Source organism: Pantoea sp. BAV 3049 (assembly GCF_009765445.1).
Classification (GTDB): Bacteria; Pseudomonadota; Gammaproteobacteria; order Enterobacterales; family Enterobacteriaceae; genus Erwinia.
Genome location: NZ_WHOY01000031.1, coordinates 3580650 through 3593734, shown reverse-complemented (window position 1 = coordinate 3593734; position 13085 = coordinate 3580650). Strand labels below are relative to the sequence as shown.

Here is a 13085-nt window from a genome sequence, read left to right as displayed (position 1 = left end):
ACAAAGAAGGTAAGCTTAGACCAGGGAATCAGTTCTACTGGATGTGACAGGTCTGTTCCAGCATAAAGCGCTGCTGTTCTGTGCTGTAAGTGACCAGCGAATTTTTACTGTTGGAACGCGCGAGGATCCAACTGGCCTCCTCTTCGCTCAGCGGCTGCGCATCGTGCCAGAAGGGGGTGATCGCCTTATCCTTTAGCCACTCTGCCAGCATCCTGGCCGGAGGCAGGGTAAAGCCGGGGAACAGGGCGGTAGCCAGTTCGGCCATCAGCGTCTGCTGCTGCAGGTTCTCCGTCTCATTCAGCAATTGCAGGAACGGGAACAGTAAGCGGCCACACACTTCTCCGTGGTGATAGTCCTTGATCGCGCCCAGTTCTCCGGCAATGCCGTGGATCACGCCCAGACCGGCCATACTCAGGCTCAGGCCACCCTTCCAGGAAGCCAGCATCATCTGCTCACGGGCCAGGTTGCCCTGCTCATCCTGGCGATCCAGATACGGCCATGCGCTGATAAATGCCCGCATCCCGCTCAGCGCGGTCTGGCGGGAGAAGAGGTTGCCCTTGCTGGAAAGATACGCCTCAAACAGGTGAGTGAAAGCATCAATCGCACAGCAGGCCAGCACATGAGCCGGTGCGCCACGCAGCAAATCCGGATCGAGGATTGCCACCTGCGGCACAAAATTAGCGTGTCGCAGCGAGGCTTTAACCTTGATCTCCGCTTTGTCAGTGACCACCGCATTCTGAGTGACTTCACTGCCTGTTCCGGCAGTAGTGGGGACGGCGATCAGCGGCAAAGTTTCACCGCTCACCGTCGTGTCGCCGACTTTTTCCAGATAACGCAGCGTGTTAAGCGGATGCTGGCTCAGCGCGGCAAATGCTTTGGCAGCATCAAGTACGCTACCACCGCCGATAGCGACCACTCGTTTGACCTGGCCGCGCCACCTCGCCACCCAGGCATCAATTTCAGCAGGGGAGGCTTCATGGCTGACGATCTCATGGCCGATAAATTGCGGCTCCAGTTCGGTCTTCAGCGCATCCCAGGCCGCGCCGTTCAAAAACGAGCGGCCGCAGAAAAGCAGGGTCGGCTGCGGATCGTTGCTGAGCAGCGGCAGCAGCTGGCGCAGGCTTCCGCGGCCAAAAAAAGTCTGACGGTTGGCAATCATCTGGCAGGTGTGCATGTTTAGTCCTTGCAGGTCAGTGGGCTGCGTCTTCGCGCAAAGCTGAGGAACTTACTGTAGGTGAAAATATCATCGCGATTCAATCAGTAAGATTACAGGGATCGCGACGGGCAGCTGAAGGTGATCATTTTGTCCTGCGGTGCATTGATAATACTGAAGCGGGTATCGGAAAGACGCTGCGCCAGCCAGCCCTCTCTGCTCACCGCCGAGGGAATATATTGCTGCCGGTCTGAGGATTGCAGAGGACCACTTTCAAGTTTGAGGCCAGAACTGGCCACGCTGAAAGAGGTGAAACGATCGACTATTGTGCCTTCGATATTCCCCAGTGGCTGGCCGGTAAGGGTCTGTATTTTCCCCTCGCAGGTCATGCCTTTTTCACCAGAAGAACAGGCACTCAGCAACAGGGTTATCGCCATGAATAGCGGGAAGAAGAGAACGGAGCTTTTGCCATCCTGCCAGGACATGAGACTTCCTTATCTTAAAGAGAAAATCTAAGTATAGACGGGAGTTGAGCAAACTTTGCAGAACGGTAAGACCCTGAGATAAACAGGGATCAAACCCACGCTGGCTGACCATGTAACAGAGGTATTATCATTTTGTGGCTTTCAACTGAATCAATTTAGCTAATTGCGTAACAACAGTTCGCAAATAAATTATTGGATGCTACAATCCTCGCCGCTTTTGCTACTTTCCCCTGATTCTCGCTGCTCTGGTAGCCGTTTTCTTCGACCGAAAGCGAAATAGCCCTGTTTTTATAGTGGAGATAAGCGGGCAAGTTTTGTAACTGCTTATATACTTTTGCTGCATTGATGCATTCGCGCTTCCCAAGGCAACGTCCAGGCTGGATAACTCACTGTTTACCGGGCGTCAGGCTGAGAAGCTCCTGACGACAAATTTTATCAATCGAACCGATCCTGTGAACAACAAAACCTCTGTATTCTTTTTAACGCCGCTGTTTTTCCTGCAGCCAGTGCTCACCTACGCACAGTCAGCTACCACGCCGGGCACCGCTGCGGCTTCCTCTTCGTCGCAGGACGGTTCGCTAATCGTTATTAAGAAGCGCAGCGGTGTTTCCGAGCTGGATACTCCGGCCGCCGTCAGCGTGGTCAGTGGCCAGGATCTGCGCAGTAACACCGCGCAGGTTAACCTGTCAGAGTCGTTGGGCAGTGTGCCAGGCCTGCAGATCCAGAACCGCCAGAACTATGCGCAGGATTTACAGCTGTCAGTGCGCGGTTTCGGTAGCCGCTCGATGTACGGGGTGCGGGGCGTGCGCGTTTATGTGGATGGTATTCCGGCCACCATGCCAGACGGGCAGGGACAGACCTCCAATATCGACATCAACTCGATTGATAAAGTCGAAGTGCTGCGCGGGCCTTATTCTGCGCTGTACGGCAATGCATCAGGTGGCGTGGTCAATATCGATACCGAAACCGGCAGCCAGCCGACCACCCTGACCGCAGGGACTTATTACGGCAGCTTCGGCAGCTGGCGCAACAGCGTCAAGGCCAGCGGCGCCACCGGCAACGGCACCCATGCCGGTGATGTAAACTACACTATTTCCGGATCGCGCTTTACCACCCGGGGCTTCCGTGACCAGAGCGGCACGCAGAAAAATCTCGGTAACGGCAAGCTTGGCGTGCGCATTGATGATGTCAGCACCCTGACGCTGATGTTTAACAGCGTTTCCGTCGATGCCAACGATCCGGGTGGCCTGACCAAATCCGAATGGGAAAGTAATCCCCGGCAGTCGCCGCGTGGTGATATGTATAACACCCGTAAGAGCCTGGATCAGACTCAGGTCGGCCTGCGTTATCAGCGCGACATGAGCGAGAAAGACCAGCTGACGCTGACCACCTGGCACGGCGAGCGTCACACCACACAGTATCAGTCCATCCCGGTCAGCGTGCAGCAGAACCCGGCTTATCCCGGCGGCGTGATTGTGCTGGAGCGCAAATACTCCGGCGTTGATACCCACTGGAAGCATGACGATCAGATTGGCTCCGTGCCGTTCAGCCTCACCGGCGGGCTGGATTATGAAACCATGACCGAGCGCCGTCAGGGCTTCCAGAACTACGTGATTGATAACGGCACTACCGAACTGGGTGAGAAGGGCGATCTGCGCCGGAACGAGAAGAACGTGATGTGGAACCTCGATCCTTACCTGCAGACCACCTGGAACCTGACGCCGAAATGGACGCTGGATGCCGGAATGCGCTACAGCACCGTCAGCTTCGACTCCACCGACTACTATGTCACCCCCGGCAACGGCGATGACAGCGGCAGCAAGCGCTATCACAAATTGCTGCCAATGGGCTCGCTGAACTATGCGCTGACCGAGGCCTGGAACGTTTACTTCTCGGCAGGGCGCGGTTTTGAAACGCCAACCATCAACGAACTTTCATACCGCTCAATCAGCGGAAATGAAACTGGCCTGAACCTTGGGCTGAAGCCGTCAACCAGCGACACCTTCGAGCTGGGCAGCAAAACCCGGGTGGGTTATGGCCTGTTCACTGCTGCGCTGTTCCAGACCAACACCGACAATGAACTGGTGGTGGCGGACAGCAGCAACGGCCGTTCCGTGTATAAAAATGCCGGCAAAACCCGCCGTCGCGGTCTGGAGATGTCGTTCGATCAGCAGTTTGCCGAAAACTGGCAGATGAAGATGGCCTGGACGCTGCTGGATGCCACCTACCGTAATGAAACCTGTGACGACGACGGCAGCTGTACCCCGGCGGGCAACCGTCTGCCAGGTGTGGCGCGCAACATGGGGTATGCCTCACTGGCTTACGCGCCGGAAGCAGGCTGGCACGCCGGTGCGGAAATTCGCTATATGAGCAGCATTCAGGCCGATGACGAAAACGATGCAAAAGCACCGGCCTATACGGTCACAAGCCTGAATAGCGGCTATCGTTTTAACTGGGATAAGTGGTCACTCGATACCTTTGCCCGTGTCGACAACCTGTTCGACAAAGAGTACGTCGGTTCGGTGATAGTTAACGAAGGCAATGGACGTTATTACGAGCCAGCACCGGGTCGTAACTACGGCGTGGGTGCCACGCTGACTTATACATTCCAGTAATCAAAGGATCCAGAAGTGTCTGCCTGACGGCGTAAACCTGAGGGCGGGTTCAAAACACCGGGATGGATAATCAGTATAAACCGGGTGTTTTTTGCGATTCAGCGTTGAACCTGAATCGAAGATGTTAAATTTTGGTAAGGTCCATACTATGCAAAGTAAAGCACCAGTATCACGTCTCCTCGTGATCCTTACGGCTCTGTTTGCCCTGCTCAGCGGGTTATACCTGCTGGTCGGTGGTATCTGGCTGGCTAAACTGGGCGGCTCTTTCTATTACATCATCGCTGGTGTGATTGAATTGATTGTTGCCTGGCTGCTGTTCCGTCGCCGCTCTTCAGCGCTGCTGTTGTACGCGGTATTCCTGCTGGCGACCCTGATTTGGTCGTTATGGGAAGTGGGGTCCGATTTCTGGGCACTGACGCCGCGTTTAGACGTCACCTTCTTCCTCGGTCTGTGGTTGGTTCTGCCGTTCGTTTACCGCGGGCTGTCGCAGGGCAAATTCGCGCGCGGTGCGCTGAGCCTGGTTCTGGTTGTCACGGTGATCGCCCTGGCGTACTCCGTGTTCAACGATCCGCAGGAAATCAACGGTTCCCTGACACCTGAGCAGGCGGCGAACATCAATAAATCCGCTGATGGCATTGCTGCCGGTGACTGGCCAGCCTATGGCCGCACGCAGGCTGGTACCCGTTATTCGCCGCTGACGCAGATCAACGACAAAAACGTTGGTCAGCTGAAAGAAGCATGGACCTTCCGTACCGGTGATATGAAGCGCCCAACCGATCCGGGTGAGCTGACCGATGAAGTGACCCCGATTAAAATCGGCGATTCACTCTATCTGTGTACGCCACATCAGATCCTGTTCGCACTGGACGCGGCGACCGGTAAAGAGAAGTGGAAATTTGATCCACAGCTGAAAACCGACCCATCCTTCCAGCACGTCACCTGCCGGGGTGTTTCTTATCATGAAACGCCGGATGCAGCGTCCATTCCTGCTGGTGGCAAACCTGCGCTGTGTTCACGTCGCGTGATCCTGCCGGTTAACGATGGTCATCTGTACGCGCTGGACGCGGAAACCGGTGCTCTGTGCCCGGGCTTTGGTGACAACGGCAAGCTGAACCTGCAGCAGAACATGCCTAACGCCCGTGCCGGTGCTTACGAGCCAACCTCACCGCCAATTATCACTGACAAAGTGATCGTTGTGGCCGGTGCGGTAACCGATAACTACTCGACCAAAGAGCCGTCCGGTGTGATCCGTGGTTTCGATGTCAACACGGGCAAACTCCTGTGGGCATTCGATCCTGGCGCAAAAGATCCTAACATTCTGCCAGAAGGCGAGCAGCTGTATACGCCTAACTCGCCAAACTCATGGGCACCTGCGGCTTATGATTCGAAGCTGGATCTGGTTTACCTGCCAATCGGCGTGCAGACTCCGGACATCTGGGGCGGCAACCGTACTCCGGAAAGCGAGCGTTTCGCGAGCGGCATGCTGGCACTGAACGCCACCACCGGTAAGCTGGCCTGGTTCTACCAGACCGTGCACCACGATCTGTGGGATATGGATGTACCGGCACAACCTACGCTGGCTGACATTACCGACAAGAGCGGCAATAATGTTCCGGTAATCTACGTTCCGGCGAAAACCGGTAACATCTTCGTGCTGGATCGTCGTACCGGTAAAACCGTTGTGCCTGCGCCAGAAACTCCGGTTCCTCAAGGCCCGGCAAAAGGTGATCACCTGTCTCCGACTCAGCCGTACTCTGATCTGACATTCCGTCCGAAAAAGAACCTGACCGGTGCGGATATGTGGGGCGCAACGATTTACGATCAGCTGATCTGTCGTGTGATGTTCCACAGTCTGCGTTATGAAGGCCCGTTCACGCCTCCTTCCGAGCAGGGCACCCTGGTTTTCCCGGGTAACCTCGGTATGTTCGAGTGGGGCGGTATTTCCGTCGACACCGATCGTCAGGTTGCGCTGACTAACCCAATGGCACTGCCGTTCGTTTCCCGTCTGATCCCACGTGGTCCAAACAACCCACTGTGGCCAAACGAGAACGATAAAGGCGGTAGCGGGACGGAAACTGGTGTTCAGCCGCAGTACGGCGTGCCGTATGGCGTGACCCTGAACCCATTCCTGTCACCACTGGGCTTCCCTTGTAAGCAACCGGCATGGGGCTACATCTCTGCGGTTGACCTGAAAACTAACGATATCGTGTGGAAAAAACGCATCGGTACCGTACGTGACAGTTCACCCATCCCGCTGCCGTTCAAAATGGGTATGCCGATGCTGGGCGCACCAATCTCTACAGCAGGTAACGTGATGTTTATTGGCGCAACGGCAGATAACTATCTGCGTGCGTTCAACGTGACTAACGGTAAATCACTGTGGGAAGCGCGTCTGCCCGCTGGCGGTCAGGCTACGCCAATGACCTATGAAGTGAACGGCAAGCAGTACGTGCTGATCGCTGCAGGCGGCCATGGCTCCTTCGGTACCAGGCTGGGCGACTACATTGTCGCTTACGCACTGCCGGACGACGCGAAGTAGTCATCTTTACCGGCGGCGCTGAGCCGCTGCGGTAAGACAGAGAGGGCAACCCATCCGGTTGCCCTTTTTTTTTATTGCCAAAGAAATGTGATAAAGATCGCACCTATGGTTAATCTGCTAATAGTTTCTGTGGTTATTATTGCACCCATCGAAGGCACACAGTCTTCTTCCGAAATCAAAGAAGGAATTTAACCATGAAAAACATTAAAACTCTGTCAATCGCCGCTGTAGCCGCTCTTTCAATGATCTCTTTCGGTAGCTTCGCCGCTGAAAGCATCTCCGCTCACGGCAGCACCCTGGACAGTGCACAGTCACACATCGCTGCCAAAGCGAAAGCAGCAGGCGCTGACTCTTACAAAATCACCAGTGCCCGTACCGATAACGGCGTTTATATGACTGCTGAAATCTACAAATAACGGATGGTTGTACAAGGAAGTACCAGAAGAGGCTGCCCACGGGCGGCCTTTTTTGTGGCCTGATTTTATCAGGCCGACAACCGGTCAGACATTTCAATATCCCAGTCGACAAAGGCTTTAAGCTTTGCTGTTCCGGGATTATCGAAGAAAGTTCTGGCCGCGCCCTCTTCGGCTATGACTCCGTTATGCAAAAAGATAATGCGGTGAGCCAACCCACCCTCTCTTACCGTATCCGCGAGTTGGAAACCAGCCTCGGGATTGCGTTATTTATTCGCCAGGTAAGGGGGGAACTGACCAGCGAAGGATATGCGCCCTGTGCTTACGTTAAGCGCATGATGTTGATTGCCAGTGATATTGCTATGAATAATGACATTATCAATCGTTCGGTTAAATCCATCAGCCAGCTGATCAACGATGTTGCGCTGGAACGAGACTAATGTGCCCATTGAAGGGGGCTTAAAAATAACCGGATTGTGCGTGTGACAAACAGATGAGGAAAATATTAAGGTTTTTTTAAGTCTGACCGAAAGAATTTTTGAAAATTCATGCCAACTTTTTCCTGCAAAGTAAACAGCCCCTCAATCACGGAAGTTTAATTTCCGCCAATTTCCCTTTCCTTGCGCTCTCTTAATTTTCAACTAAGGAATCTACTTTATCGTTCAGGAAACGTTGAATCAGCGTGATTTACAACGTGCCACAATGGTTTCCTTCTTGAAGAGGGAAGAAGTGGCGAAAAACGCGGGTAAAGCGACCGCAAAATTGTAATCACGTTATGGTAAGAATGCTGGCGAAAATTCAATGATTTATCGATGGTTTGAACGTTGAAAATCGCACATTCTGCTAAAGTAAGTTCAGGTTATTATTAAAGGAAGTTTAATGATGTCCGATTTTCTCCCCTTTTCCCGCCCGGCCATGGGCGAAGCCGAGCTGACCGCCGTCGGTGAGGTACTGAATTCCGGCTGGATTACCACCGGCCCTAAAAATCAGCAGCTGGAAAAAGCATTTTGTGAACTGACCGGCAACCAGCACGCCATTGCCGTGAGTTCCGCCACGGCGGGCATGCATGTGACGCTGATGGCGCTGGGCATTGGCGCAGGCGATGAGGTGATCTCGCCCTCGCTGACCTGGGTCTCCACGCTGAATATGATCGCCCTGCTGGGCGCTGAGCCGGTGATGATCGATGTCGATCGCGATACGCTGATGATTACCCCTGAGCAGATTGAAGCAGCTATTACTCCCCGCACTAAAGCCATTATTCCTGTGCACTATGCTGGCGCTCCGGCTGATATTGATGCCATTCATGCTATCGGTAAGCGTCACGGCATTGCGGTCATTGATGACGCGGCCCATGCGGCGGGCACTTATTACAAAGATCGCCATGTGGGCGCCACCGGCACGGCCATTTTTTCCTTCCACGCGATTAAAAACATGACCTGTGCGGAAGGCGGCCTGGTGGTGACCGATGACGAATCGCTGGCAAATCGTATCCGCAGCCTGAAGTTCCACGGATTAGGTGTGGATGCCTTTGATCGCCAGACCCACGGCCGTGCGCCGCAGGCGGAAGTGATGAGCCCCGGGTATAAATACAATCTGGCCGATATCAACGCTGCCATTGCGCTGGTTCAGCTGGGTAAGCTGCCCCAGCTTAATGCCCGACGTAGAGAGATTGCCCAACGTTACCTGCATGAACTGGCGGATACGCCGTTCCTGCCACTGGCGCAACCGGAGTGGCCACACCAGCACGCCTGGCACCTGTTTATTATCCGGGTCGATCAGGCCCGCTGCGGGCTGACCCGCGATGAGCTGATGCAGGCGCTGAAAGAGCGCAACATCGGCACCGGTTTGCACTTCCGCGCCGCACATACTCAAAAATATTACCGTGAGCGCTTTCCCCAGCTCTCCTTACCTGAAACCGAATGGAACTCGGACCGTATCTGCTCCATCCCTCTGTTTCCAACGATGACCGATGATGATGTCAGCCGCGTGATTACCGCGCTGCGTGAGATTGCTGAGAAATAACATGATTGCTGAACAGCCAATTAATAAAGTTTCCGTGGTAATTCCTGTTTATAACGAACAGGAAAGTTTGCCTGAACTGATCCGTCGTACCAGCGAGGCCTGCGCCACGCTGCCGATGGACTATGAAATCCTGCTGGTTGATGACGGCAGCAGCGATAATTCTGCCGAAATGCTCACCGTGGCGGCAGAAGAACCGGGCAGCCACATTGTAGCCGTGTTGCTGAACCGTAACTATGGTCAGCATTCAGCAATCATGGCCGGATTCAGCCACGTCAGCGGCGATCTTATTATCACCCTGGATGCAGATTTACAGAACCCACCGGAAGAGATCCCTCGCCTGGTGGCTACCGCGCAGGAAGGCTATGACGTGGTGGGGACCGTGCGTCAGAACCGCCAGGACAGCTGGTTCCGTAAAAAGGCTTCCCGCCTGATTAACCATCTGATCCAGCGCACCACCGGCAAAGCGATGGGCGACTATGGCTGCATGCTGCGCGCCTATCGTCGCCACATTATTGACGCGATGCTGCACTGTCATGAACGCAGTACTTTTATCCCTATTCTGGCTAACACCTTCGCCCGTCGGGCGATTGAGATCCCGGTGCACCATGCGGAGCGTGAGTTTGGCGACTCCAAATACAGCCTGATGCGCCTGATCAACCTGATGTATGACCTGGTGACCTGCCTGACGACCACCCCGTTGCGTATGCTCAGCGTGGTGGGAACCTTTATCGCGCTCGCCGGTTTTGCTTTTTCTTTGTTACTGATCCTTTTACGCCTGTTCTTTGGTCCTCACTGGGCTGCAGACGGCGTGTTCATGCTGTTTGCGGTGCTGTTTATCTTTATCGGCGCGCAATTTGTAGGAATGGGGCTGTTGGGTGAATACATCGGACGTATCTATAACGATGTTCGTGCCCGTCCCCGTTATTTTATCCAGCGTGTGGTCAACTCTTCCCATCCCGTCTCTACTGAGGACGATAAATAATGAAAGCTGTTGTTTTTGCCTACCATGATATGGGTTGCATTGGTATCAATGCACTGGTTCAGGCCGGTTACGAGATCGAAGCAATCTTCACTCACGCTGATTCAGCGACTGAGAACCACTTCTTTGGCTCGGTAGCCCGAACGGCTGCCGAGCAGGGCATCCCGGTTTTTGCCCCGGAAGACGTTAACCATCCACTGTGGGTCGATCGCATTAAAGCGATGGCTCCGGATGTTATTTTCTCTTTCTACTACCGCAACCTGCTGGGCGAAGAGATCCTCAGCAGTGCGAAGATCGGTGCTTTTAACCTGCACGGTTCGCTGCTGCCAAAATACCGTGGCCGTGCGCCGCTGAACTGGGTGCTGGTCAACGGTGAAACCGAGACTGGCGTGACGCTGCACCGCATGACGGCCCGTGCTGATGCCGGGGAAATCATGGCGCAGGAGAAAGTAACCATTGCGCCAGAAGACAATGCCCTGACGCTGCACCGTAAATTGAACGCCACGGCAGAGCACCTGCTGAATGACTGCCTGCCTTCACTCAAAGCCGGTACAGCCACCGGGCGTGCGCAGGATGACAGCCAGGCGACTTACGTTGGCCGCCGTAAACCGGAAGATGGCCGTATTGACTGGTCTCAGCCTGCCGCAGCCGTCAACAACCTGGTGCGTGCGGTGACCGATCCGTGGCCGGGCGCGTTTGGCTATGTGGGATCCGCGAAATTTATCATCTGGAAAGGCAAGGTCCGTCAGGACCAGCCTGCGGCGAAAGCCGGTACCGTGCTGTCGGTCAGCCCGCTGATTATCGCCTGTGGCCAGGGTGCGCTGGAAGTGATGACCGGTCAGAGTGAGAACGGCGTTTACATGCAGGGTTCACAGCTGGCGCAGACCCTGGGTCTGGTCAGCGGCGCGCTGCTGAGCAACCAGCCGGTGACTGCGGCCAAACGTCGCACCCGCGTGCTGATCCTCGGCGTCAACGGCTTTATCGGTAACCACCTGACTGAGCGCCTGCTGAAAGACGACAACTTCGATATTTATGGTCTGGATATTGGATCAGATGCCATCAGCCGCTTTGTGGGCCATCCGCGCTTCCAGTTCGTGGAAGGGGATATCAGTATTCACAGCGAGTGGATCGAATACCACATCAAGAAATGTGATGTGATCCTGCCGCTGGTCGCGATCGCCACGCCGATTGAATACACGCGCAACCCGCTTCGCGTCTTTGAGCTGGATTTTGAAGAGAACCTGAAAATCATCCGTGACTGCGTGAAGTACAAAAAACGCATCATCTTCCCGTCCACTTCTGAAGTTTACGGTATGTGTACCGACCCCAACTTCGACGAAGATCACTCCAACCTGGTAGTAGGACCGATCAACAAACAGCGCTGGATCTACTCCGTTTCCAAGCAGTTGCTGGACCGCGTAATCTGGGCTTACGGTGATAAAGAAGGGCTGCGCTTTACGCTGTTCCGTCCGTTCAACTGGATGGGGCCGCGTCTGGATAACCTGAATGCTGCCCGTATTGGCAGTTCACGCGCCATCACCCAGCTGATCCTTAACCTGGTGGAAGGCTCGCCGATCAAACTGATCGACGGTGGCAAACAGAAGCGTTGCTTTACCGACATCAGCGACGGTGTCGAGGCGCTGTTCCGCATTATTGAAAATAAAAACAATAACTGCGACGGGCAGATCATCAACATCGGTAACCCGGAGAACGAAGCGAGCATCAAAGAGCTGGCAGAACAGCTGCTGGCCAGCTTCGATCGCCATCCGCTGCGTGACCAGTTCCCACCGTTTGCCGGATTTCGGGACGTGGAAAGCAGCAGCTACTACGGCAAAGGCTATCAGGATGTGGAGCACCGCAAACCGGCAATCCGCAACGCCCGCCGCCTGCTGAACTGGAAACCTGAAGTTGCTATGGACAAAACCATCGACGCCACGCTGGACTTCTTCCTGCGTACCGTTGAAGGAGTGGAAGAGAAGAAATGAGAAAAGTCGGCCTCCGTATTGATGTTGATACGTGGCGTGGCACTCGTGATGGCGTGCCTAAGCTGCTGGAGATACTCAGTTTGCATCGCACTCAGGCCACTTTTTTCTTCAGCGTCGGGCCGGATAACATGGGGCGTCATTTATGGCGCCTGCTGAAACCGAAGTTCCTGTGGAAGATGCTGCGCTCCAACGCGGCCTCGCTGTACGGCTGGGATATCCTGCTGGCCGGTACGGCGTGGCCGGGACGCAACATCGGCAAAGGACTGGCGGAGATCATTAACGCCACGGTGGATCACCATGAGGTCGGCCTGCATGCATGGGATCACTTCGCCTGGCAAACCTGGGCTGGCGTCTGGCAGCCGGAACAGCTGACGCGGCAGATCCGGCTGGGCAGGGACGCGCTGAGCGTGATCTCCGAACAGCCGGTCACCTGTTCCGCGGTAGCTGGCTGGCGGGCGGATCAGCGTACGGTCGATGCGAAGGAAGGTTTTCATTTCCACTACAACAGCGACTGTCGTGGCACTGCGCCGTTCCTGCCGTTGTTGAGCGATGGCAGTACCGGCACGGTGCAAATCCCGGTAACGCTTCCCACCTGGGATGAAGTGGTCGGATCCACGGTAAATAAGGAGGATTTCAACGCTTTCATTATTGACCGTATCAAAGCGGATCGCGGCACGCCGGTGTACACCATTCATGCAGAAGTGGAAGGGATCGTGATGAGCGACATGTTCGGCGAACTGCTGACGTTGGCGGAACAGGCCGGTATCCAGTTCTGCCCGCTGGGCGAGCTGCTGCCCGAAGATCTGAGTAGCCTGCCGACAGGAAAAATTGTTCGGGGTAGCCTCCCCGGTCGTGAGGGATGGCTGGGATGCCAGCAATTAGCTGAGTGACTTT

Annotated in this window: 10 protein-coding genes; 8 read left to right on the top strand and 2 right to left on the bottom strand. The window is 54.9% G+C overall.

Going from position 1 to position 13085, the window contains the following annotated elements:
* Positions 1-34 precede the first annotated feature (34 nt).
* Positions 35-1174, bottom strand: a complete 1140-nt coding sequence (locus tag GSQ70_RS17790) for an iron-containing alcohol dehydrogenase (protein ID WP_158783783.1) — start codon at positions 1172-1174, stop codon at positions 35-37.
* Between the two features lie 92 nt (positions 1175-1266).
* Positions 1267-1638 carry a hypothetical protein gene (locus tag GSQ70_RS17785; protein ID WP_158783782.1) on the bottom strand — a complete coding sequence of 124 codons (372 nt, stop codon included), beginning with the start codon at positions 1636-1638 and terminating at the stop codon, positions 1267-1269.
* A 506-nt stretch (positions 1639-2144) separates the two neighbouring features.
* Here GSQ70_RS17785 and pqqU point away from each other — a divergent pair.
* The 8 genes from pqqU to arnD all read left to right on the top strand — a co-directional run bounded on the left by pqqU (position 2145) and on the right by arnD (position 13081).
* Complete coding sequence (pqqU, locus tag GSQ70_RS17780) at positions 2145-4253, top strand: TonB-dependent receptor PqqU (RefSeq protein WP_370521119.1); 2109 nt, start codon at positions 2145-2147, stop codon at positions 4251-4253.
* A 148-nt stretch (positions 4254-4401) separates the two neighbouring features.
* Entirely contained in the window at positions 4402-6792 is a 2391-nt protein-coding gene (locus tag GSQ70_RS17775) for a glucose/quinate/shikimate family membrane-bound PQQ-dependent dehydrogenase (RefSeq protein ID WP_158783781.1), read from the top strand.
* A 194-nt stretch (positions 6793-6986) separates the two neighbouring features.
* Positions 6987-7208: a YdgH/BhsA/McbA-like domain containing protein gene (locus GSQ70_RS17770; protein WP_158783780.1), complete on the top strand. Its 222-nt coding sequence runs from the start codon at positions 6987-6989 to the stop codon at positions 7206-7208.
* Between the two features lie 203 nt (positions 7209-7411).
* The gene (locus tag GSQ70_RS17765) at positions 7412-7645 is read left to right on the top strand and encodes a LysR family transcriptional regulator (RefSeq protein ID WP_199257275.1); all 234 of its coding nucleotides are present in this window, start codon (positions 7412-7414) and stop codon (positions 7643-7645) included.
* Positions 7646-8087: 442 nt separating this feature from the next.
* Complete coding sequence (gene arnB, locus GSQ70_RS17760; protein ID WP_158785360.1) at positions 8088-9227, top strand: UDP-4-amino-4-deoxy-L-arabinose aminotransferase; 1140 nt, start codon at positions 8088-8090, stop codon at positions 9225-9227.
* 1 nt (position 9228) lies between these two features.
* Positions 9229-10209, top strand: a complete 981-nt coding sequence (gene arnC / locus GSQ70_RS17755) for an undecaprenyl-phosphate 4-deoxy-4-formamido-L-arabinose transferase (RefSeq protein WP_158783778.1) — start codon at positions 9229-9231, stop codon at positions 10207-10209.
* Positions 10209-12191 carry a bifunctional UDP-4-amino-4-deoxy-L-arabinose formyltransferase/UDP-glucuronic acid oxidase ArnA gene (gene arnA / locus GSQ70_RS17750; protein WP_158783777.1) on the top strand — a complete coding sequence of 661 codons (1983 nt, stop codon included), beginning with the start codon at positions 10209-10211 and terminating at the stop codon, positions 12189-12191. The genes arnC and arnA overlap by 1 nt, the downstream gene beginning before the upstream one ends.
* Positions 12188-13081: a 4-deoxy-4-formamido-L-arabinose-phosphoundecaprenol deformylase gene (gene arnD, locus GSQ70_RS17745; protein WP_158783776.1), complete on the top strand. Its 894-nt coding sequence runs from the start codon at positions 12188-12190 to the stop codon at positions 13079-13081. The genes arnA and arnD overlap by 4 nt, the downstream gene beginning before the upstream one ends.
* Positions 13082-13085 lie beyond the last annotated feature (4 nt).